Source organism: Bradyrhizobium frederickii (genome assembly GCF_004570865.1).
Taxonomy (GTDB): Bacteria; Pseudomonadota; Alphaproteobacteria; order Rhizobiales; family Xanthobacteraceae; genus Bradyrhizobium; species Bradyrhizobium frederickii.
On record NZ_SPQS01000007.1, the window covers coordinates 61,522 to 82,952 of the forward strand.

General features: G+C 66.0%; 19 protein-coding genes and 2 riboswitches. Of the genes, 9 read left to right on the forward strand and 10 right to left on the reverse strand.

Annotation, left to right across the window (positions count from 1 at the left end; genetic code table 11):
• Positions 1 to 3: 3 nt before the first annotated feature.
• From E4K64_RS13870 to E4K64_RS13905, 8 genes are all read left to right on the forward strand, one after another.
• On the forward strand, positions 4 to 906 hold the full coding sequence (locus tag E4K64_RS13870; RefSeq protein ID WP_135164017.1) for an NAD(P)-dependent oxidoreductase: 903 nt from the start codon (positions 4 to 6) through the stop codon (positions 904 to 906).
• A gap of 14 nt (positions 907 to 920) precedes the next feature.
• Positions 921 to 1,805 (forward strand): intradiol ring-cleavage dioxygenase, encoded by an 885-nt coding sequence (locus tag E4K64_RS13875; protein ID WP_135164018.1) that lies wholly within the window; start codon positions 921 to 923, stop codon positions 1,803 to 1,805.
• 59 nt (positions 1,806 to 1,864) lie between these two features.
• Positions 1,865 to 3,259 (forward strand): FAD-linked oxidase C-terminal domain-containing protein, encoded by a 1,395-nt coding sequence (locus E4K64_RS13880; protein ID WP_135164019.1) that lies wholly within the window; start codon positions 1,865 to 1,867, stop codon positions 3,257 to 3,259.
• A 10-nt stretch (positions 3,260 to 3,269) separates the two neighbouring features.
• Positions 3,270 to 4,793 (forward strand): sugar ABC transporter ATP-binding protein, encoded by a 1,524-nt coding sequence (locus E4K64_RS13885; RefSeq protein ID WP_135164020.1) that lies wholly within the window; start codon positions 3,270 to 3,272, stop codon positions 4,791 to 4,793.
• The gene (locus tag E4K64_RS13890) at positions 4,786 to 5,736 is read left to right on the forward strand and encodes an ABC transporter permease (RefSeq protein ID WP_135164021.1); all 951 of its coding nucleotides are present in this window, start codon (positions 4,786 to 4,788) and stop codon (positions 5,734 to 5,736) included. Before E4K64_RS13885 ends, E4K64_RS13890 begins: the two co-directional genes overlap by 8 nt.
• The gene (locus E4K64_RS13895; RefSeq protein ID WP_126255960.1) at positions 5,733 to 6,710 is read left to right on the forward strand and encodes an ABC transporter permease; all 978 of its coding nucleotides are present in this window, start codon (positions 5,733 to 5,735) and stop codon (positions 6,708 to 6,710) included. The genes E4K64_RS13890 and E4K64_RS13895 overlap by 4 nt, the downstream gene beginning before the upstream one ends.
• A 43-nt stretch (positions 6,711 to 6,753) precedes the next feature.
• A complete protein-coding gene (locus E4K64_RS13900; protein WP_135164022.1) occupies positions 6,754 to 7,728 on the forward strand; it encodes a sugar ABC transporter substrate-binding protein in 975 nt (324 codons plus the stop codon).
• 69 nt (positions 7,729 to 7,797) lie between these two features.
• Positions 7,798 to 8,085 (forward strand): YciI family protein, encoded by a 288-nt coding sequence (locus tag E4K64_RS13905; protein WP_135164023.1) that lies wholly within the window; start codon positions 7,798 to 7,800, stop codon positions 8,083 to 8,085.
• Between the two features lie 84 nt (positions 8,086 to 8,169).
• On the opposite strand, the gene E4K64_RS13910 is transcribed toward E4K64_RS13905, so the two are convergent.
• The 7 genes from E4K64_RS13910 to E4K64_RS40295 all read right to left on the reverse strand — a co-directional run bounded on the left by E4K64_RS13910 (position 8,170) and on the right by E4K64_RS40295 (position 17,691).
• Entirely contained in the window at positions 8,170 to 9,168 is a 999-nt protein-coding gene (locus tag E4K64_RS13910; protein ID WP_135164024.1) for an ABC transporter ATP-binding protein, read from the reverse strand.
• Positions 9,165 to 10,154, reverse strand: coding sequence for an ABC transporter ATP-binding protein (locus E4K64_RS13915; RefSeq protein ID WP_167771991.1), 990 nt, complete (start codon positions 10,152 to 10,154; stop codon positions 9,165 to 9,167). Before E4K64_RS13915 ends, E4K64_RS13910 begins: the two co-directional genes overlap by 4 nt.
• A 31-nt stretch (positions 10,155 to 10,185) precedes the next feature.
• Positions 10,186 to 11,109 (reverse strand): ABC transporter permease, encoded by a 924-nt coding sequence (locus E4K64_RS13920; RefSeq protein ID WP_135164026.1) that lies wholly within the window; start codon positions 11,107 to 11,109, stop codon positions 10,186 to 10,188.
• Positions 11,106 to 12,047, reverse strand: a complete 942-nt coding sequence (locus E4K64_RS13925; protein WP_135164027.1) for an ABC transporter permease — start codon at positions 12,045 to 12,047, stop codon at positions 11,106 to 11,108. The genes E4K64_RS13920 and E4K64_RS13925 overlap by 4 nt, the downstream gene beginning before the upstream one ends.
• Positions 12,048 to 12,064: 17 nt before the next feature.
• On the reverse strand, positions 12,065 to 13,666 hold the full coding sequence (locus E4K64_RS13930; RefSeq protein ID WP_135164028.1) for an ABC transporter substrate-binding protein: 1,602 nt from the start codon (positions 13,664 to 13,666) through the stop codon (positions 12,065 to 12,067).
• Between the two features lie 230 nt (positions 13,667 to 13,896).
• The gene (locus E4K64_RS13935) at positions 13,897 to 15,321 is read right to left on the reverse strand and encodes a PepSY domain-containing protein (protein WP_135164029.1); all 1,425 of its coding nucleotides are present in this window, start codon (positions 15,319 to 15,321) and stop codon (positions 13,897 to 13,899) included.
• A gap of 12 nt (positions 15,322 to 15,333) precedes the next feature.
• Positions 15,334 to 17,691, reverse strand: coding sequence for a TonB-dependent receptor (locus E4K64_RS40295; RefSeq protein ID WP_167771992.1), 2,358 nt, complete (start codon positions 17,689 to 17,691; stop codon positions 15,334 to 15,336).
• Positions 17,692 to 17,806: 115 nt separating this feature from the next.
• A riboswitch (cobalamin riboswitch) is annotated at positions 17,807 to 18,008 on the reverse strand.
• Between the two features lie 72 nt (positions 18,009 to 18,080).
• On the opposite strand from E4K64_RS40295, the gene E4K64_RS13950 reads away from it, so the two are divergent.
• The gene (locus tag E4K64_RS13950) at positions 18,081 to 18,653 is read left to right on the forward strand and encodes a histidine phosphatase family protein (protein ID WP_167771993.1); all 573 of its coding nucleotides are present in this window, start codon (positions 18,081 to 18,083) and stop codon (positions 18,651 to 18,653) included.
• Here the strand turns inward: E4K64_RS13950 and cobT are convergent.
• From cobT to E4K64_RS13965, 3 genes are read right to left on the reverse strand one after another with little or no spacing between them, the layout of a single operon-like run.
• Complete coding sequence (cobT, locus tag E4K64_RS13955) at positions 18,646 to 19,698, reverse strand: nicotinate-nucleotide--dimethylbenzimidazole phosphoribosyltransferase (protein WP_135164032.1); 1,053 nt, start codon at positions 19,696 to 19,698, stop codon at positions 18,646 to 18,648. The two genes, E4K64_RS13950 and cobT, sit on opposite strands and share 8 nt — an antisense overlap.
• 10 nt (positions 19,699 to 19,708) lie before the next feature.
• Positions 19,709 to 20,458 (reverse strand): precorrin-6A synthase (deacetylating), encoded by a 750-nt coding sequence (cobF, locus tag E4K64_RS13960; RefSeq protein ID WP_135164033.1) that lies wholly within the window; start codon positions 20,456 to 20,458, stop codon positions 19,709 to 19,711.
• A 40-nt stretch (positions 20,459 to 20,498) separates the two neighbouring features.
• The gene (locus E4K64_RS13965) at positions 20,499 to 21,176 is read right to left on the reverse strand and encodes an energy-coupling factor ABC transporter permease (protein WP_135164034.1); all 678 of its coding nucleotides are present in this window, start codon (positions 21,174 to 21,176) and stop codon (positions 20,499 to 20,501) included.
• Positions 21,177 to 21,213: 37 nt separating this feature from the next.
• A riboswitch (cobalamin riboswitch) is annotated at positions 21,214 to 21,431 on the reverse strand.

Below are 21,431 nucleotides of genomic sequence, written 5' to 3' on the forward strand. Positions count from 1 at the left end.
ATAATGACAGACAGCTCAAGGAACATCGCTTTCATCGGGATCGGCAAGATGGGCCTGCCGATGTCGGTGCTCGTTGCCAAAGCCGGCTACGCCGTCACCGCGTTCGATCGGAGCACGTCGCGGCTCAATGAGGCGCGCGCACAGGGCATTTCGATTGCCGCTTCCCCTGCCGAGGCCGTGAGCGGCAAGACCGCGGTCATCACCTCCCTGCCCGACGACGTCGCGCTGCGCGGCGCGCTGCTCGGCCCCGCTGGCCTTATCACCGCGATGGCACGGGGTGCCGTCCTGATCGAGACCAGCACCGTCAGCGTCGACGCTTCAACTGAAATTGCAGCGGCAGCTCAGGCGCGCGGCATCGCCTATCTGCGTTCGCCGGTCTCCGGCAACGCCAGCATCGTCCACACCGGCGCGCTGACCTGCTTCGTCTCCGGCCCCAAGGACGCGTTCGAGAAACTCCAGCCCCTGTTCGCGGCCTTCACTCGCGCGCAGACCTATCTTGGGCCCGCTGAAGAAGCGCGCTACGCAAAACTCTCGGTCAATCTGATGATCGCGGTCTCGGCCGCGATGATGGCAGAGAGCCTCGCGCTGGCGCGCAAAGGCGGCATCGCCTGGCCGGACATCCTGAAGGTGCTGGACGACAGCGCGGTTGCCTCGCCGATGGTGAAGTACAAGACCGCGCCGCTCAGGACGCGCGATTTCGCATCGACCTTCTCCTGCAAGCAGATGGCCAAGGATCTCGACCTGATCTTAGGTGCCGGCCACGCCGTCGGCGTGCCGCTTCAGCTCGCCGCGCAAGTGCGCGAGACCTATGGCTCGCTGGTCGCCCAAGGCGACGGCGACACCGACTTCATCGCCACCGTCAAGCATCTCGAGCGGCTGTCCGGCCTCGGCGAGCCAGAACTCTGACCCACGGAGTCCCTATGCGCAACTTCAACGAGAACACGATCACGGATGCGGTGCTGGAGCGGATCGCGGGCGCAACCGATCCTCGGATCAAAGAGGTGAGCGAAGCGCTGGTGCGTCACCTTCACGCCTTCGTCCGCGAGGTGCGGCCGACCCAGAAGGAATGGGAGTTCGGCATCGACTTTCTGACCCGCACAGGACACATGTGCAACGACAAGCGCCAGGAGTTCATCCTGCTGTCGGACACGCTCGGCGTCTCCATGCTGGTGGATGCCATCAACCATCCGGTGCCGGAAGGCGCGACCGAGACCACCGTGCTCGGGCCGTTCTTCGTGCAGGCCGCGCCCGAGAAGGACAACGGCGCCGACATCTCCGGCCCGATGGAGGGCGACCCGATGCTGGTCACCGGTTCGGTCTCGACCGTCGACGGCAAGCCGCTGACGGGCGCCGTCGTCGACGTCTGGCACTCCGACGATGACGGCTATTACGACGTGCAGCAGCTCGACCGGATCGGCGATCTCGCAATGCGCGCCCGCTTCCACACCGATGCCAACGGGCGCTTCCATTTCTGGTCGATCAAGCCCGCCGCCTATCCGATCCCGCATGACGGGCCGGTCGGCGACATGCTGGAGGCGCAGGGACGCCATCCCTGGCGCCCGGCGCATGTGCACTTCATGATCTCGGCGCCCGGTTTCGAGCAACTCGTGACGCACGTGTTCGTTGCCGGCGACCAGTATCTCGACAGCGACGTGGTGTTCGGCGTCAAGGACAGCCTGATCCGGGAGTTCGTCCGACATCCCGCCGGCCGTGCGCCGGATGGTCGCATGGTGGAGCGCGAGTATTTTCATCTCAACTATGATTTCGGCTTGAAGCAGGTTGCGAGCAACGCAAGAGCCGCCTAAGCCGGACGACACCACAGCGGACCGCAAGAGTCCGCGATCGGGCAGACAGGGAGCTGAGGATGGGACCGCAGGTCAGCACGAGCATATTGGCCGATCGCCTCACCGGCATGATCGGCCCGCGCGCGAGCGTTGCGCGCGGCGTGCTCGATCAGCATGGGCAGAGCGAATCGCATTATCGCAATCTGCCGCCTGACATCGTCGTCTTTCCCGAGACGACGCAGGAAGTGGCCGAGATCGTCAAGCTGTGCGCCGGCGCAGCCATGCCGATCGTGCCGTTCGGCGCCGGCACCTCGCTCGAAGGTAACGCGGCCGCGGTCGCGGGCGGCGTCTGCCTCGACTTCGCACGCATGAACAGAGTGCTGGCGGTGCACGACAGCGACATGGACGTCGTGGTGCAGCCCGGCATCACCCGCAAGCAGCTCAATGCGGAGCTGCGCAATACCGGCCTGTTCTTCCCGATCGATCCCGGCGCCGACGCTTCGATCGGCGGCATGGCCTCGACGCGCGCCTCCGGCACCATGGCCGTGCGCTACGGCACCATGAAGGACAACGTCATGGCGCTGGAGGTGGTGCTGGCCGACGGCCGCGTGATCCGCACCGCCAGGCGCGCGCGGAAATCGGCAGCGGGCTATGACCTGACCCGCATGTTCGTCGGCGCGGAAGGCACGCTCGGCGTGATCACTGAAATCACGCTGAAGGTGCATCCGGTGCCGCAGGCGATCTCGGCTGCCGTGTGCAGCTTCGACACGCTGCATGACGCTGTCGAGACCGCGATCTCCGTGATCCAGTCCGCGATCCCCGTGGCCCGCATCGAGCTGCTCGACGACGTTATGATGCGCGGCATCAACGCCTACGCCAAGCTCGGCTATCGCGAGGCACCCACCTTGTTCTTCGAATTCCATGGTTCCGAGAGCTCCGTCGCCGAGCAAGCCGAGGCCGCACAGGCGATCGCCGCCGATCATGGCGGCCATGGCTTTGCCTGGGCCAAAGCACCGGAGGACCGCAGCCGGCTCTGGCACGCCCGCGACAACACGCTCTATGCCGGCCTGGGCCTGCGGCCGGGTGCGCGCGCGGTGATCACCGATGTCTGCGTGCCGATCTCGCGGCTGGCGGAATGCCTGACCGAGACGCGGCGGGACGCGGACGAGCACGGCTTCACCGCACCGATCGTCGGCCATGTCGGCGACGGCAACTTTCACATGCTGATCCTGATTGATCCGGCCAAGCCGGAGGAAGCCGAAGGCGCCAAGGCGCTGCAGGCCCGCATGGTCGCCCGTGCCATCGCAATGGACGGCAGCTGCACCGGAGAGCACGGCATCGGGCTCGGCAAGATCGACTATCTCACCGACGAGCTCGGCGAGGCCGTCGACGTGATGCGGTCGATCAAGACCGCACTCGATCCGAATGGCCTGATGAATCCCGGCAAGATCTTTGCGAGCGGAGCCAGAGCATGAAGGAGACGGCATGAGCGACGCGCTCCCGATCGAGGTCTCCTCGCCCACCCCGCTGCTGGAGCTGCGCGGCATCAGCAAGGAGTTTCCCGGCGTCAAGGCGCTGGATGATGTGTCCTTTGCCGTCTATCCCGGCGAAGTGCACATGCTGCTGGGCGAGAACGGCGCCGGCAAGTCGAGCCTGATGAAGGTGCTGTGCGGTGCCTATGGCGCCGATGCCGGCGAGTTCTTCTACAAGGGCGAGAAGGTCGCGATTACATCGACCGCCGACGCGCAGAAGCTCGGCATTGCGGTGATTTTCCAGGAATTCTCGCTGGTCCCCTATCTCGACATCGCCCAGAACATCTTCCTGGGCCGCGAGCCGAAGGGCCGCATCCCCGGCACCATCGACCGCCGCAAGATCTTGGCCGATGCCAGGCGCGTGCTCGATACGATCGGCTTCGACGTCGATCCCTCTACCACTGTCGACAAGCTCGGCGTGGCCCAGCAGCAGATGGTCGAGATCGCCAAGGCGATCAGCCAGGATGCCCGCATCCTCGTGATGGACGAGCCGACCGCGGCGCTGTCCGACCGCGAGACCGAGCTGCTGTTTGCGCTGATCGCGCGGCTGAAGGCCGACGGCGTCGCCATCGTCTATATCTCGCACCGCATGGCGGAGGTGTTCGCGCTCGGCGATCGTATTACGGTGCTGCGCGACGGCCGGCGTATCGACGGCGTTCGCCCCGCCGACGTGACGCCGGACCAGCTGGTGCGCATGATGGTCGGCCGCAACGTCGACACGACCTATCCGCGCCATTTTGCCGACAAGCCCGGCGAACTGTTGCTCGAGGTCAAGGGCCTGACCGCGCCAACCGGCATCTCCGACATTAACATCGAGGTGCGCCGGGGCGAGATCGTCGGCCTGTGTGGCCTCGTCGGCTCCGGCCGCAGCGAGGTCGCGCGCGCCATCTTCGGTGCCGATCCCATCACGTCAGGCGAGATCATCTTCGACGGCAAGACCATCACCGGCGAGCCGGACCTCGCCGCCCGCCGCGGCATCGCGCTGATCCCGGAGAGCCGCAAGAGCGAGGGTCTCGCGCTGCTGCGCTCGGTCAGCGACAATCTGGTGGTGTCTGCACTGCGAAAGCTGTTCCCAAGCGGCCTGTTCGACCAGCGCTCGGCCCAGCGCACCGCCGACGGCCTGATCCGGCAGCTGCGCATCGCGACCCCGAGCGCGCGGCAGACCGTCGGCCTGCTCTCCGGCGGCAACCAGCAGAAGGTCGTGATCGGCAAGTGGCTGGCGGCAGGCTCGAAGCTCTTCATCTTCGACGAGCCGACGCGCGGCATCGACATCGGCGCCAAGTCCGAGATCTTTGCGCTGATCGACCGCCTGGTCGCCGACGGCGCGGCGGCGCTGATGATCTCGTCCGAGCAGATCGAGATCTGCCATGTCTGCGACCGCGCCTATGTGATGCGCGAGGGGCGCATTGCCGGGCATCTGACGCGCAACGAACTGACCGAGGAGAACATCGTGCGACTGGGGATGCATCATGCGTGAGGCCGCAGTCGCTTCAGAGCCCAATCCGCTGCAACGCATTCCCGGCGTTGCCATCGTGCTGGTGCTGCTCATCGCCCTGTTCGGCGCGATCGCGCCCGGATTCCTGTCGGTCGCGAACCTCTCCAACGTGCTGGTCCAGTCCACCATTCTGACCATGCTCGCGCTGCCGATGACGCTGATCATCATGACCGAGGGGCTCGACCTGTCGATGGGCGCGGTGCTGACGCTGACCTCGCTCTGCGTCGCCATCGTCTCGCTCGCGACCAAGTCGATGCTGCTGGGCCTGGGTGCCGGCCTGCTGGTCGGCGTGGCCTTCGGCACCGTCAACGGCTGGCTGGTCGCCATCCTCGGCATTCCGCCCTTCGTCGCGACGCTGGGCACGCTCGGCATGGCGCAGGGCCTGTCACTGATCGTCAGCGACGGCCAGAGCGTGGTCGGCATCCCCCACAGCGTGCGCGACATCTATTCGGCGACGCTTGTCGGCATACCCGTGCCGATCGTGATGGCGCTGGTCACCTACGCTGCGTTCCACGGCCTGCTCTATCATACCCGCTTCGGCACCTACATTTTCGCGCTCGGCGGCAACCGCGAAGCCTTGCGCTATGCCGGGCTGTCGCCGAACCGGCTGTTGATCGCCGTCTACGCGATCGGCGGCGCCATGGCCGGCATCGCGGGTCTCCTGATGACCGCGCGGATGAACTCCGGTCACCCCACCGCCGGCCTCGGCCTCGAATTCGATGCCATCGCGGCCGTCGCCGTCGGCGGCACCTCGTTCGAGCGCGGTAATGGCTGGTTGCTCGGCACCCTGCTCGGCGTCCTCTCCGTCGGCGTGCTCCGCAACGGGCTGAACCTGATCTCGCTGCCCTCCTCGGTGCAGGTCGCCAGCGTCGGCGTCCTCGTCATCGTCGCGCTGTTCCTCGATGGTCTCAGGAGCCGCGCATGACCGACATCAGCAAAGAGGCGATCATGCCGCCCCGCTCCTTCCTGTCGCAGGACGCGATCCAGGTGTTCTACCGCCTGCTGGCGGCGCTTCTGATTTGTGCCGTGCTCGCCGTGCTCAGCGATTCCTTCCTCAGCCTCGGCAACATCCTCAACGTGCTGCGCCAGGCGAGCCTGACTTTCTTCATCGCCTCCGGACTGACGCTGGTTGTGCTGACAGCCGGCCTCGATCTTTCCGTCGGCGCCAATGTGGCGCTGTCCGCCTGCATCGCCGGCACCGTGATCCACAAGACCGGCTCGCCGGCGCTCGGCATCCTCACCGGGCTTGCCTGCGGCGGCATCGTCGGACTGCTCAACGGCATCATGGTCACCGCGCTCCGCATCCCCTCCTTCATCGCCACCTACGGCATGCTCTGGGTGCTGAACGGCCTGACCTATTGGTACATGGCCGGCGAGACCCTGCACGGCTTCCCGGCCGGCTTCCGCCAGATCGGCAGCGGCTATCTGTTCGGCCTTCCGATCCCGGTCTATCTGCTGCTGGTGTTTCTCGGGATCGGCACGTTCTTCGCGCAGCGCACGATCTGGGGCCAGGAGATCTATGCGATCGGCGCCAATCCGGTCGCGGCGCGGCTCTCCGGCATTCCGGTCGCGCGGCGCCTGCTGCTGGTCTATGCCGTCTCCGGCCTCATGGCGGGGCTCGCCTCGATCATCTTCCTGTCGCGGCTCAATTCAGCCGAAGCCGACATCGGCGAAAGCCTGACGTTGCCGGCGATCGCGGCCGTGCTGATCGGCGGCACCTCGCTGTTCGGCGGCGTCGGCACCGTGTTCGGCACCTTCATCGGCGCGTTGATCCTGACACTGGTGCTGAACGGCATGAACCTGCTCTCGGTCAGCGCCAACTGGCAGCCGCTGGTGACCGGCATCATCGTCATTCTCGCGGTCTGGCTCGACATGAAGACGCGCCGGCGCACGCAATGAGTTTCCAAGAAGTCCAACAAGCAAAACGAGGGATGGAGGCAACATGAAACAGAAACTGGGATATTTGGCAGTGCCGTTATTGGTGGCTGCCGCGTTCACGACACAGGCCCGTGCCGACGGCGAGACCATCGCCGTCTTCACCAAGAACCAGACCAATCCGTTCTTCCAGACGGTGCGGGTCGGCGCCGACAACATGGCGAAGACGCTGAACGCGAAGACGCTTCAGTACATCCCGACCAAGCCGGACTCGATCCCCGAGCAGCTCAGCCAGATCGAGGACGTCGTGGTGAAGAAGCCGAGCGCGATCGTGTTCACGCCGGTCGATTACAAGGCGATGGTGCCGGGGGTCGAGAAGATCAACGAGGCCAAGATCCCGGTCGTCAACATCACCGACCGCTCCGCGGGCGGCAAGTTCCTGTCCTTCGTCGGCGCCGACGATTACAGCCTCGGCCTGGAGACCGCGCGCTTCCTGCTGAAGACGCTCGGCGGCAAGGGCAACATCGTCATCATCGAGGGCGTCAAGGGCTCGCTGACCAATGTCGACCGCGTCCGCGGCTTCAACGACGCGCTGAAGGAAGTCCCCGGCGCCAAACTGCTGGCTTCACAGCCCGGCAACTACCAGCGGCTCCAGGCGCTCCAGGTGATGGAGAACCTGATGCAGTCGAACTCGCAGATCGACGGCGTGCTCGCCGCCAACGACGCCATGGCGGTCGGCGCGATCGAGGCGCTCGACGGCGCCAATCGCAAGGCGCAGGTGATCGGCATCAACGGCACCAAGGAGGCGATCGACGCGATCAAGTCCGGCAAGCTGCTCGCCAGCGGCGACTACAACGGATTTGCCCAGGGTTGCCTCGGCACCATGATGGCGATCCGCGCCTTGCGCAACCAGCCTGTGATCGCCGAGATCGTGCTGAAGCCGACCGTCATCACCAAGGACAATTACCAGCCGTTCGACGTGCCGCTGGAGCAGCGCACCTGCCCGACCTTCGAGGACGCCGGCAAGCTCGGCGCCAAATAAGTCCACCCATCACGTCCGGACGGCCGCCGTAGCGGCCGTCCCAAAACCAAGTCAAGAAACGGAGACCCTATGCTGTTCGCCATTCACGCCCTCGACCGCGCCGGAGCGCTGCCGACCCGGCTCGCCAATTACGATGCCCACAAGGCGTTCCTGAGCGACACCTCGCGCTTCGGCATCAAGATCGTGATGTCGGGACCGCTGGTCTCCGACGACGGCCAGACGATGATCGGCAGCCTGTTCCTGATCGAGGCCCCCGGCCGCAGCGAGGTCGAGGCCTTCAACCGCGCCGATCCCTTCGCCGCGGCCGGGATCTGGGACAAGGTCACAATCACCGGCTTCCTGCGCCGCCAGGGCTGAGGCCGGCCACGTCAAAAAATGCGAAAACAACCCCATGCACAGTAGAACGGGGGTTGTTTTTGCTGACGAATTCCAACGCGAATCTCACCCTTCAGGGCTCGCCGCTGGCGCGCCCTCTTCGAGATGACAGGCAACCCATTGCTCGGCTCCGGCTGCGCGAAGCACCGGCTCTTCGACCCGGCAGCGATCGAAGACGAGCGGGCAGCGGGTGTGGAAGCGGCAACCCTTCGGCGGGTTGATCGGGCTCGGCACGTCGCCCTTGAGGATGATCGGATTGCGCTGGGCACCCGGCTCCGGCAGCGGCACCGCGGACAGCAGCGCCTTGGTATAGGGATGTCTGGGCGCGGCAAAGATCTCGCGGCGCGGCGCCACCTCCACGATCTTGCCGAGATACATCACCGCAACCCGGTGGGTCATGTGCTCGACGATCGCGAGATCGTGGCTGATGAACAAAAGCGCGAGGCCGAACTCGCTCTGGAGATCCTGCAGCAGATTGACGATCTGCGCCTTGACCGAGACGTCGAGCGCCGACACCGCCTCGTCGCACACGATCAGCTCGGGTTCGGCTGCCAGCGCCCGGGCGATGCCGATGCGCTGACGCTGGCCGCCGGAGAATTCGTGCGGCCTGCGATTGAGCGCCTCGCGCGGCAATCGCACGGTGTCCATCAGCGCCGTGAGGCGAACTTCGAGATCCTCTGCGGATTTGGCGAGGCCGAAATTGCGGATCGGCTCGGCCAGGATATCGCGCACCCGCATGCGCGGGTTGAGGCTGGAGAACGGATCCTGGAACACCACCTGCACGCGCCGTCGCATCTGGCGCATCGTGCTCGGCGCGGCGTCGTCGATACGCTGGCCGTCGAGGATCACCTGTCCCGCGGTGATGTCGAACAGCCGCAGGATGGCGCGGCCGACCGTCGACTTGCCGCAGCCGGACTCGCCGACCAGCGACAGCGTCTCGCCGCGCGCGATCTCGAAGGAGACGCCGTCGACCGCATAGACGAATTCGGACTTGCGGCTGAACAGCCCGGCCTTGACCGGAAAATGCTTCTTGAGGTCGTTGACCTGGAGCAGCGGAAGGCTCATGCCGCGACGGCTCCCTTGGCCGAATAATGACAGGCGGCAATGTGGCGCGGGCCCTTCTCTTCGAGCCCCGGCGCGTATTGCCGGCACAGATCGGTCGCGAGCGCGCAGCGGCCGGCGAAGACGCAGCCGACGATCGGCTTGCGCAGATCCGGCACCTGCCCGGGAATCTCGGCCAGCCGCCTCGCGGTGCCCGTCAGCGAGGAGCCGAGCCGCGGCACCGCGCCCAACAGGCCTTGCGTGTACGGATGACGCGGGGAGCGGAACAGTTCGGCGACCGGCGCCTCCTCGACCTTGCGGCCGGCATACATCACCATGACGCGCTCGGCGATCTCGGCAACGACGCCGAGATCGTGGGTGATCAGGATGATGGCGGCGCCGACCCGGCGCTTGAGGTCCAGCATCAGCTTGAGGATCTGGGCCTGGATCGTCACGTCGAGCGCGGTGGTGGGCTCGTCCGCGATCAGAAGCTTCGGGTTGCAGGCGAGCGCGATGGCGATCATCACGCGCTGGCGCATGCCGCCGGAGAGCTGGTGCGGATATTCGCGCACCCGCCGCCCCGGCTCGGGGATGCCGACCAGCGTCAGCATCTCGATCGCGTGCGCCTCGGCGGCCTGCTTGTCCAGGCCCTGATGGATCATCAGCGTCTCGCGGATCTGGCGGCCGACGGTGAGGACCGGATTGAGGCTGGTCATCGGCTCCTGGAAGATCATCGAGATGTCGTTGCCGCGGATGGCGCGCATCTCGCGATCGGACAGCTTGAGGAGGTCCTTGCCCGCAAAGCGGATGCTGCCCGCGATCCGGCCCGGCGGCTCCGGGATCAGCCGCATCAAGGACATCGAGGTCACCGACTTGCCGCAGCCGGACTCGCCGACGATGGCCAGCGTCTCGCCTTCATTGACATGGAAGGATACGCCGTCGACGGCGCGGTTGATGCCGCCGGGGGTGCGGAAATGGGTCTGGAGGTTGTCGACTTCGAGCAGGGCCATTGCGATCAGCCTCGATCCATCACAGGCAACATCACAGGCTTTTGGCCATGCGCGGGTCGAGCGCATCGCGAAGGCCGTCGCCGAGGAGATTCACGGCGAGCACGGTCACGGACAGGAACGCCGCCGGGAAGAACACGATGTAGGGCTTGACCTGCCACAGCGCGCGGCCCTCGGCCATGATGTTGCCCCAGGACGGAATGGTCGGCGGCGTGCCGGCGCCGATGAAGGACAGGATCGCCTCGGTGATCATGGCGCTGGCGCAGATATAGGTCGCCTGCACCAGCATGGGCGCCACCGTGTTGGGCAGGATGTGGCGCAGGATGATCATCGGCGTGCGCGTGCCGCAGGCGACCGCAGCATCCACGTAAGGCTGCTCGCGGAGCGACAACACGACGCTGCGGACGAGACGGGAGACGCGCGGGATCTCGGCAACGGTGATGGCGAGGATGACGTTGCCGACGCTGCCCCGTGTCAGCGCCATCAGCGCGATCGCGAGCAGGATCGGCGGGATCGACATCAGCCCGTCCATGAAGCGCATCAGAATGCCGTCGGCCCAGCGGATAAAGCCGGAGACCATGCCGATGGCAAGGCCGGCAGCAGACGCAAAGATCGCCACCGACAGTCCGACCGTGAGCGAAACCCGCGCGCCGAACAGCACGCGCGAATAGATATCGCGTCCGAGCACGTCGGTGCCGAACCAGAAATCGGCCGACGGCGCACGCGTGCGTTTGGCCGGCGCGAGCGCGGTCGGATCGACCGACCCGAGATAGGGCGCAAAAATCGCGATCAGCACCAGCGTCAGCAGCAATGCGCCGCCGATCGCAACGGTGGGATGGCCGCGCAAGAACCCGAGGAAGCCGCGCCGGATCGTGACCGGTCGCAGGATTTCAGGCAGTTGTGGTGCAAGGACGAACCCGGCTGGAAGCGATTGCGGATTGACGGTCGTGTCGGTCAATAGCGGATCCTCGGGTCAACGAGCGTGTAAATGACGTCGATCATCAGATTGACGAGGACGTAGACGAAGCTGAACAGCAGCACGATGCCCTGGATGACGGGATAGTCGCGCCGCAGGATCGCATCGATCGTGAGCCGGCCGAGGCCGGGAATCGCGAACACGCTCTCGGTCACGACCGCGCCGCCGATCAGCAGCGCGATGCCGATCCCGATCACCGTCACGATCGGCACCGCCGCGTTCTTCAGCGCGTGAATGAACAGGATGCCGCCCTGCCCGAGGCCCTTCGCCTTGGCCGTGCGGATATAATCCTGCTGCAACACTTCGAGCATGGACGCGCGGGTGATGCGCGCGACCAGCGCGATGTAGACGCAGCCGAGCGCAATCGCCGGCAGGATCAGGTTTTCCAGCCACGGCCAGAAGCCTGAGCTGAGCGGCGTGTAGCCTTGCACCGGCAGCCATTCGAGCTCGAGTGCGAAGATGTAGGCGAGCATGTAGCCGACCACGAAGACGGGCAGCGAGAAGCCGAACACGGCAAAGCCCATGATGACGCGGTCGATCAGGCTGCCGGCCTTCCACGCCGCCACCACGCCGAGCGGCACCGCCACCACGATCGTGAGCAGCAGCGTGACGATCATCAGCGACAGCGTCGGTCCGAGACGCTGCCCGATCATCGCCGACACCGGCAGATTGGTGAAGATCGAGGTGCCGAGATCGCCGTGCAGGATGCGCCAGACCCAGCTTCCGAACTGGACCAGGAACGGCCGATCCAGACCGAGGCTCTGGCGGATGCGCTCCACATCCTCCGGACTGGCCTGGTCGCCCGCGATCACCACGGCGGGATCACCCGGCGCGATGTAGAGCAGGCTGAACACGAACAGCGCGACGATGGCCATGACCGGCAGGGTCGCGGCGATGCGGCGGAGGATGTAGGAGAGCATCTGGCCTCAGCGCACGATCATGCAGACTTGGAGACGCCCCAGAAGAACGGCAGCGGCCCCTTGGTGATGCCGGAGACGTTCTTGCGCCACGCAGTGTAGCTCAGGAAGAAGCCCGTCGGCGCGTAGACGACGTCATCGAGGGCCGCCTTGTTGAGGCGGCCGATGGCGGCCTTCTCCTCGTCGAGGTTCTTGGCCTCGAACCAGGACGCGACCTCCTTCTCCGTGGCGGGGCTGTTCGGCCAGCCGAACCAGGCCTTGTCGCCGTTGGCGCGAATGGCGGTGTACGGTGCCGGATTGATGCAGTCGGCGCCCGCGTGCCAGGTGTGGAACATGTTCCAGCCGCCCTGCCCCGGCGGGGTCTTCTGCGCGCGGCGCGAGCCGACCGTGCCCCAATCGGTAGCGACGAAGTCGACATTCATGCCGAGCCTCTTCAGCAGGTCGGCGGTGACGTCGCCCAGCGCCTTGGTGATCGGCTGGTCCTGCGCCACGATGCACGTCACTGGCTGCCCGGAATAGCCGCTCTCGGCGAGCAGTTTCTTGGCCGCATCGAGATCGCGCTTGCCCTTCAGGATCTCGCCGCCCACCTCGCTATAGAGCGGCGTATCCGGCGTGAAGAAGCCGGGCAGCGGCTTCCAGAGCGCGTTGTCGTCGCCGACGATCGCGCGCATGTAGTCTTCCTGGCTGAGCGCCATCAGCACCGCGCGCCGCGCCCGCACGTCGTTGAAGGGCGCGAACAGATGGTTCATGCGGAACGAGCCGATATTGCCGAGCGGATCGCCGATGTCGACGCTGATGTTCTTGTTCTTCTTCAGGACCGGAACGAGGTCCGCAATCGGGTTTTCCCACCAGTCGACCTCGCCGTTCTGCAACGCCGCGGCTGCCGTGGCCGGATCCGGCATCACGATCCATTCGATGCGGTCGAGCTGCATCTGCTTGCCCCCGGCAAGCCAGGAGGCCTTCTCCTGCCGCGGCACGTAGTCCGCAAACTTCTCGAACACGGCCTTTGCGCCGGGAACCCACTCGCCCTTGGCAAACTTCATCGGCCCCGAGCCGACATATTCGGTGATCTGCTTGAACGGATCGGTCTGCGCGATTCGCTCCGGCATGATGAAGCCGCACGGCGAGTTGTTCTTAGCCAGCGCGTAAAGCATCTTCGGGAAGGGCTGCTTGAGCACCCATTTGAAGGTGCGGTCGTCGACGGCAGTGAGCTCCTGCTGGAGCGCCTTGATCATCAATCCCATGGGGTCGCGCGCCGACCAGCGCGTCAGGCTCGCAACGACGTCCTTGCTCAGCACCGGTTCGCCGTCATGAAACTTGAGGCCCGGACGCAATTTGAACGTCCAGGTCGTGCCGTCGTCGGTCACTTCCTCGGACTCGACCATCTGCCGCTGCGGCTGAAGCTGCGCATCGATGCCGTAGAGCGTGTCCCAGACCATCGCGGCGGCATTGCGCACGACATATTGCGTGCCCCAGATCGGATCGAAATTGGCGAGATTGGCCTGGGGCACGAAGCGCAGGGTGCGGGCTGATGCGCCTTGCGCGATCGCCGGGGCCGAGAGGCCGGTCAATGCCAGACCGCCCGCCCCAGCCAATCCCTTCAATACGGTCCTGCGATCCATGGAAGTCCTCCCAGTAATGCCGTGATGCTGGCCATCGTTGGCCAAGAGTAGTTGAAACCAGAGCCCATTCGCTTGCAAATGGTATGCCACTAACCGGCCCTTCGCCAGCAGGATCTCATCGCGATTTTGAGCCGCCCGGGGCCTCAAAGAGTTGTCGCCAGCGTTGCGATCCACGAGGGTACGATCGCAGAGCGTGTGCACCGCGTCGAGATCGCGGCTGGTTCGCCCGGTCAGACCATCAGAGAGAGCCGCAAGCGGCGCCAGCCGATGACGACGCCGGTCATGGAGAACGCGAAACCCAGCGCACAGAGCCCGACGATCACGATATCGCGCAATCGTGGATGCGCCATGAGGACCGGGAAATCGAGCGTGTGCAGCGCGCTGTAGAACCAGCGATAGGCGCGCCGCGAGGCGTCCAGCCGTTGCAGCACCTGGCCGCCGGCACCGTCGATGTCGAGCCAGAGATCGCCGCAGCGCGCGCGGTAGACGGGTGCTCCGGGAACGGCGGAATGCGCGGGATAATCGTCGCTTCCGGCAACAACGGACGGCGTGCCGCATCCGGCGGCGAGCCGCACCGCGAGCCCCTCGACCTCGCGCGCGGTCAGAAATTCCGCGCGGGAGGCATCCCCCGCCATGGCCAAGGTCTGGACGCCGAGGGCGGAGCGATCGCGGCGATAGACATGACCGCCGAAGGCGAACCATTCAACCTCGCGGACCGACGATGTTGTCGGCTGTCGATCGAATGACGGGGCCGCCGTCCAGTCCGGTGCCGCGTTCATCACGCCGGCTTCGGTGGGGCTCAGCTCCCCGCGCGAGAACAGCCGGCCGTGATCCATCGAAAGCCAGCCGCTGAAAATCCAGGTCAACACGAAGACCGTTACTGCAAGGCCAACGAGGTGATGCAGCGCATGCCAGCCGCGGTAGGGCGTCGAGATCCGGCGATCTCGCATCCTGATCCGCACCATCCCGAGCAACGCGCCCAGCGAAGCCGCGAGCAAGGCCAGCAGCGACAGCGTCCAGACGACGCGATCCCACAGCGACCAATTGCTCCGCAGGACCGTGGGATAGATCCAGTGCAGCACACTGCCGGCCCAATTCCAGCCGCGCTCGCCTCGCGTCGTATCGAGGACGACCTCGCCGGTGCGCGACGACAGATAGATCTCCGTTCCAGCGGCATCGCCGAGCGCGATGCGAAACAAGGGCCGATGGCGGTCGAAGCCGTTCGGCACGCTCCATTGATCGTAATCTTCCAGCGCGACGATCCCGGCCCGCGCGGCATCGAGCCCGCGGCGGCGGGCGTGATCTTGCGCGATGGCGAGCGCGAGATCGGCAGACATCAAAGCTGCGTCCTGCCCGTCGGCGGCACGGACCGCACGAACGCGCGATGACCCCGACACGATATAGACCGATCCCCCGCTCCGCTGGACCAGACGCACGCGCGTGGCATCGATGACCCCGCTCGCGGCGACTGCGTCGGCGATTGAGATCCTTGCTTCCGCGTACACCACCGGCGCAAGGCCGGCAAAGCGCTCCGCTTCCGTCAGCGACGGAAACGGAACGAAGTGCATCACGATACCGGTCGCGAACCACATCGCGAACAGCAGGCAGAACGCGACCCCTAGCCAGCGATGCAACAGGACGACCGCGCCCAGCATGCGGTCAGCGTCCTACCATTTGAACGCCGCCGAGAGCTCGTAGGTGCGCGGCGCGCCAAGGAGGATCTGGTCGGGATAGAACGGATCGCCCCAGATCGCATAGCGCTTGTCGGTGACGTTGCGGACGCGGAAGGTCAGGCGGGCCTGGTCGACTGCGTTGAACACCGTCTTGGGGATGTCGACGAAGGCATAGACGTCGGCCACGGTGTAGGCCTTCATCGTCACGACATTGGCATCGGTGTTGTAGCGGTCGCCGACATGGCGGCCGGTGATGCCGAGCTCCACCGGCCAGGGCGTGAAGAAGCGCCAGGACGCGCCGGCATTGGCGACGATGCGCGGGACGTTGGGCGGCGTGTTGCCGGAGAACGAGCCGCCAACGAAATTGTAATCGGCATAGCGCGCATCGACATAGGCGATGTTGCCCCAGAGCCGCAGCGGCTCGATCGGGCGCACGGACGCCGCAAGCTCGACGCCTTTGGACTCCTGCCGCCCGGCGATGTTGAGCGCCTGTCCGCCGGCCGCGGCATAGACGTTCCTGCGCACGATATCGTAGGCCGAGAACGACCACTCCGCCCGGTTGTCCCAGAACAGATGCTTGACGCCGGTCTCGTAGGTGCGTGCGGTGGTGAGGTCCAGCGGCTGGGTCGGCGTGAGCAGGAAGATGTTGTTGGCCGACACATCCGCGCCGGTCGCGTACTGGCTGAAGAAGGTCAGGCCGGGCACGGCCTCCCAGGTGTAGCCGATGCGCCCCGTCACAGGCGCCCAGTCCTTCGTGTACGGGAAGCCTGCTTTCTCCAAGCCGCTCTTGTCGGTCGAGTTGCGATCGAGTCCGATATGCTCGACGCGGATGCCGCCGATCAGCGCGAAGGTCCGGGTCAGCTTCAGCCGGTCCTCGAACGAGAGGGCTTCGTTGTCGATACGCGCAGTCTGTTGCTGCGTCGTGAGAAGGCCGTAGAAGCCGCGGTTGGGATCGACCAGGGAAACGGAATCGCCGGGGAAATTGGCCGCGCCCGGCCTGACGAAATCGAGATAGCTCGAGGACAACGTCGTGACCAGCCGATTGTCGAAACCTGCGATGTTCGTGTCCCAGATCAGGTCGGTGATGTTGCCGACGAGACGCTGGCTGTGTGCGACGTAGAAGCGCTCGCGATCGACCAGGTTCGTTCCGGAATTGAACGCCTCGACCTCGTTGTTGAACCAGCTGCGTTCCGCGCCATAGCCATAGGCCTGACTTTTCAGCGTGAGATCGGGCGCGAGCTTCAGCTCGAAGCCGCCACGCAGCCAGACTTCCTGCGCGACGTTGCGATTGTCGAGGACGTTGTAGTTGGTGTTGAAGGTGCGGTCGTCGATGGTGACGGCGCCGAGGTCGGTCTTGTTGTAGTTCGAGACGTAATTGCCCGAAACGATCCCGCTCGTCGCATGCGAGCCGCTGAAGGCGATCGGCACCAGCGGCGCGCCCCAATAGGCCTTCGAACGGTCCTCGCGATATTCGATCGCGCCCCAGACCTTGAGGCTGTCGGAGATGCGGTAGTTGAGCTGGCCGGACACATCCAGCATCTTGGTGTTGGTGTCGTCGGCAAAGCCGTTGAGCGCGGAGCGGCTGACGTCGAAGCGGTAGTCGAGGCCTTGCACGTTGGTGCTGCCGCCCGAGCCGTAATGCGCGCGGAACGAGTTCAGGGAATCCCAGGAGAAATCGGCTTCGTTCCGGATCGGTCCCGTGTGCGGCTGCCTGGTGACCAAATTGATCGCGCCGCCCGCGGCCCCCTCGCCCGAGATCAGCGAGGCCGGGCCTTTCAAGAATTCCACGGCCTCCAGATTGGCGGTGTCCATGATCCGCGAGGTCATGTTCTGCGGGCCGATCTTGATGCCGTTGTAGAGCGTGTTGATCTGGCTGTTGGTGAAACCGCGCATCGAGAAGGCGGAAGGCTCGGCCGGATTGTCACCGGAGGTGACGCCGACCGCGCCCTGGGCCACGTCGGAGACGGTGCGATAGCCCTGCTCGCGCATGGTCTCGGCCGAGATCACCTCGACGGTCGCGGGCATCTCGCGCACCGTCAGGCCGAGCCGCGAGGCGCTTTCGGCCACGGCATTGCTGTTAAGCGGCGTCTGCGCCGTCGCAGCCGGGGCGAGGGGCTTGGGCGCTGCGGATGCGGCAGCAGGCCTGCGCGCCGCCGCGCGGCGTGGGCCTTGCGCCTCCCGGCCGGCTGATCTGGCTGGCTTGCGGGATTGCGCGGGCGACACTTCGACCGGCGGCAGCGGTTCGCGAGCCTGCTGCGCCTGTGCGGCGGGCAGATCGAGCGCTGCAAAGAACGTGAGAGCCGCGGAAGCAAGCAGGAAATGGCGCGGTCGGAAGATGCGGATGGAAGACACGGCTGGAAACCTCGGTATGACGTCAGTGGCACGTCACAGCGAACGAGGTCTCACCCTTGGCCTTGCGGCCGTCCGATGAAGCCGAATGTCTGTACTCCCCGACCGACATCTTCGCGTGTGACCACGGCTGACGGCAGGTCTCCTGGCTCGCGGGTCATCACCACTTCGTCGCCTTCCCGGGACCGAGGACCCAGTGGCTTCTGACGAAGGATTATCCGCTCACAGTTGCGGGGGCAGCCACGGCATTGGGGACAACGTCCCCGCACCGCATTCCCTTTTCATCCCCTCTCGGGGAAACCGTCGCGAGCATCTAGGATTACCGTCACGACAGAGTCAATGTGCCAGTTGCGGCGTTATTGCCACAGCGACCAACTTCCTTGGAGATGAGCATGGAAGGCGAGACCTTCCTCTGGCTGATACGGCATGCGCCGGTCGATGGCGTCAAAGGGACGATCCATGCCGCCGATGCGCCGGCCGATCTCCGCGATCGCGCGCAACTGGAGGCGCTGCGGCAGCGCCTGCCGCGGGACACTGCGAGCTACGCCAGCCCGTCGCGGCGCACGGTCGAGACGGCGCGCGCGCTGGGGCACGAACCGGAGCAGGTCAGCGAATTCCGCGAGCAGGATTTCGGCGACTGGACCGGCCATCGGCACGACGCGCTCGCTGCCGCGGGCGGCGAGGCCTATGCGCAGTTCTGGAACGATCCGGCCGGCGGACGGCCGCCGGGCGGCGAAAGCTTTGCGGATCAGGTCGCGCGCGTGCAGCTCGGTCTGTCGCGGATCGGAGCGGGACCAGCCACGCTCATCGTGCATTCCGGCACCATCCGCGCCGCGCTGTGCATCGCGCTCGATCTCACGCCACAAGCCGCCTTGCGCTTCGTGATCGAGCCGCTGTCGCTGACCCGGATCGATCGCCTCGCGGCCGGCTGGCGCGTCGTCTCGGTCAATCAGCGGATCAGCTAGGCCGATCGGGCACATTGGCCTCTGCAAAGGTGGCCATGCCGTTATGAAGCGCGCAGGCGACGCGCACCAGCGGCAGCGCGATGGCGGCGCCCGATCCCTCACCGAGCCTGAGATCGAGGCTGATCAGCGGCTGCACGTTCAGGGCGCGCAGCATCAGGCGATGGCCCTGCTCGGCCGATTGATGCGACGGCAGCAGATAGGGCTGACATGACGGGTTCAGCCGCACCGCTGCGAGCGCTGCGACCGACACGATGAAGCCATCGATCAGCACGGGGATGCGGCGCTGCGCGGCCGCGATGATCGCGCCCGAGATCGCGGCGATTTCGAGCCCGCCGACGGCACACAGGATCTTTTCCGGCGCCGCGCCCGAAACGCCGTGACGTGCAATCGCCGCATCGATCACGCGCGCCTTGTGCGCCCGGCCGGCCGCGTCGACGCCGGTGCCGCTGCCCGCGATCTCCTCGGCGCTGATGCCGAGCAGGCTCGCCGCAATCGCTGCCGACGTCGTGGTGTTGCCGATCCCCATTTCGCCGAAGATCAACAGGTCGGGCTGGTTGGCCTCCGCCCGCGCAACCGCGCGCTGGCCGGCCTCGAAGGCAAACGCCAGCTCGGCCGGTGTGAGCGCAGCCTCCACGCTGAAATCGCGGGTGCCGTGGCGCGGCTTGTCGGTGACGATCCCCGCCATCTCCTGTTGCGCCAGCGTGCCGGCGTCGACCACCTCCAGGCTGGAGCCAAGCTCGCGCGCCAGCACCGAGATCGCAGCACCGCCGGAGGCAAAATTCGCCATCATCGCGATGGTCACTTCTTGCGGATAGGCCGAGACGCCCTGCACGACGATGCCGTGGTCGCCGGCGAAGACGATGATCGGCACGCGCGCCGCGCGCGGCTGCTCGGTTGCCTGCAGACCTGCGAGCTCGATCGCGAGCTGCTCGAGCCGGCCGAGCGCGCCGGTCGGCTTTGTCAGCTGCGCCTGACGCGCGATCGCCGCCTCGCGATGGAGCGCGGAGATCGCGGGGCAGTTCCGGGTGACCCATTCGGGGAGCATGCTGCCTCGCTTAACGCCTGCGCTTGAGAATGTAGCTATCCATGATCCAGCCATGCCGCGCGCGCGCTTCCTGCCGTGCCGCGACGATGCGCGGGCCGGTTTCGGCGAGGGCGCCGGACATGATGATCTGATCGGGCATGCCGAGATAGGCGCCCCAGTAGATGTGAATCCCTGCCGGATCCAACGATTCGAATGCCGTGCCACCGTCGAGCATCACCACCACGGTGTCGACGCCTTGCGGCCAGCCGCCTTCGCGCAAGCGCCGGCCCGTCGTGACCAGAAACGGCTCGCCGATATCGTTCAGCGGCAGCGCATGTGCCGCACACAGCGCCTGGATCGACGTGATGCCGGGCACAACCTCGATCTTGGGCAAGGGATCGAGCCGCCGCGCAATGCGCAGCGAGGAATCATACAGCGAAGGATCGCCCCAGATCAGCAGCGCGACCTTGCCCTTGCTTCCGAGATGATCTGCGATCGTCCGCGACCAGGTCGCGGCGACCGCATCGTGCCAGTCGTCCACGCCCTTGCGGTAATCCGCCTCGGCGGCATCGCGCACGGGAAGATCGAACTCGGCAATGGCTGTCGTGTCGCTGGTGAGCACATCCGCGCAGATCGTCCGCCTGAGATCGGCGAGATCGGACTTCGCCGTTCCCTTGCGTGGGATCAGGACGAGGTCGGCGGCGTTGATGGCTTGAACGGCGGCGCGCGTGAGCTGGCCAGGATCGCCGCAACCGATGCCGATCAGGGAGAGCGTGAGCATCGCGCGTGGGGGCGGCCATGACGGCCGCCCCCTGTCTCGCTTAAGCTGCGTTGTGCAGGCGCGGGGTGACGAGGCCGGGCGCGGTGACGCCGCGCAGCGACTTCGCCAGCGCCAGCACGGCGAGATCGGCGAGCGGCTCGATCACGATCACCAGCGCGTAGGAAGCCGCAAACGTCGCGATGCTGGCGAGGTTGCTCATCGCAAAGCCGGAGCCATAGAGCGCCCAGAACGCCACCCAGGCGATCACGCCGGCCTGATAGGTGGTCGACAGCGCCAATGCCTGCCGATACTTCAGGTCGACATAGGCCGTGTTGCGCGGAATGATCCGCGTGGCGATCGCCTGGATCGCGAACAGCGGCACCAGCAGCGTCGTGACGTTCATGCCGTATTGCGGCAGGTCGGCCGGCTCGAACAACACGCCCTGAAGCAGCAGGCCGAACGCGAGGCCGAAGGCCGCGGGCGCAGCACCGAACAGCAGGAACAGCGTCGAGCCGAGGATGAAGTGCACCTCGGAGACGCCGACCGGGAAGTGCGGCAGGATCTCGAAGAAGGTGAAGACGAGGATCGTGGTGGCGAGCGTCCGCGCCGCGAACGAGCCGATGCCCTGCTCGCGCACAGTCTCGGCTGCGAGCTTCAAGGCAACGCCGCCTGCGGCGATGCCGGTTGCGTAACTCAACACGAGCTTGGCGCCCGTCACTACCCCGGGTTCGATATGCATGGCTCAGATCCTTCCTGCCGTCACACCCGACGGCCTTGGCCTCAAAACGTGCAGGGCCGGTCTCCTGGCTCGCGGTTCACTGGTTCTCCGGCCTTCCCGGACCTTGCGGCCCAGTGGCTGATCGGAGCCCCTCACCGCTTACAGTCGCGGGGGCGGCTGGGGTTTTGGGCGCCGCAACTTGGTCCGCCCATCCCCATTCCCGATTATGCTCCGGCGCTTTGCGCCGCGTCGAGCACCTTGCCGCTCCTGTGTGCC

Coding starts and splice junctions, on each gene's coding strand:
- E4K64_RS13870 (WP_135164017.1), top strand. CDS start 4: ATGACAGACAGCTCAAGGAACATCGCTTTCATCGGGATCGGCAAGATG.
- E4K64_RS13900 (WP_135164022.1), top strand. CDS start 6,754: ATGAAACAGAAACTGGGATATTTGGCAGTGCCGTTATTGGTGGCTGCC.
- E4K64_RS13965 (WP_135164034.1), bottom strand. CDS start 21,176: ATGCATATCGAACCCGGGGTAGTGACGGGCGCCAAGCTCGTGTTGAGT.
- E4K64_RS13950 (WP_167771993.1), top strand. CDS start 18,081: ATGGAAGGCGAGACCTTCCTCTGGCTGATACGGCATGCGCCGGTCGAT.
- E4K64_RS13895 (WP_126255960.1), top strand. CDS start 5,733: ATGACCGACATCAGCAAAGAGGCGATCATGCCGCCCCGCTCCTTCCTG.
- E4K64_RS13875 (WP_135164018.1), top strand. CDS start 921: ATGCGCAACTTCAACGAGAACACGATCACGGATGCGGTGCTGGAGCGG.
- E4K64_RS13880 (WP_135164019.1), top strand. CDS start 1,865: ATGGGACCGCAGGTCAGCACGAGCATATTGGCCGATCGCCTCACCGGC.
- E4K64_RS13915 (WP_167771991.1), bottom strand. CDS start 10,154: ATGGCCCTGCTCGAAGTCGACAACCTCCAGACCCATTTCCGCACCCCC.
- cobT (WP_135164032.1), bottom strand. CDS start 19,698: ATGCTCCCCGAATGGGTCACCCGGAACTGCCCCGCGATCTCCGCGCTC.
- E4K64_RS13905 (WP_135164023.1), top strand. CDS start 7,798: ATGCTGTTCGCCATTCACGCCCTCGACCGCGCCGGAGCGCTGCCGACC.
- E4K64_RS13885 (WP_135164020.1), top strand. CDS start 3,270: ATGAGCGACGCGCTCCCGATCGAGGTCTCCTCGCCCACCCCGCTGCTG.
- E4K64_RS13910 (WP_135164024.1), bottom strand. CDS start 9,168: ATGAGCCTTCCGCTGCTCCAGGTCAACGACCTCAAGAAGCATTTTCCG.
- E4K64_RS13930 (WP_135164028.1), bottom strand. CDS start 13,666: ATGGATCGCAGGACCGTATTGAAGGGATTGGCTGGGGCGGGCGGTCTG.
- cobF (WP_135164033.1), bottom strand. CDS start 20,458: ATGCTCACGCTCTCCCTGATCGGCATCGGTTGCGGCGATCCTGGCCAG.
- E4K64_RS13890 (WP_135164021.1), top strand. CDS start 4,786: ATGCGTGAGGCCGCAGTCGCTTCAGAGCCCAATCCGCTGCAACGCATT.
- E4K64_RS13935 (WP_135164029.1), bottom strand. CDS start 15,321: ATGCTGGGCGCGGTCGTCCTGTTGCATCGCTGGCTAGGGGTCGCGTTC.
- E4K64_RS13925 (WP_135164027.1), bottom strand. CDS start 12,047: ATGCTCTCCTACATCCTCCGCCGCATCGCCGCGACCCTGCCGGTCATG.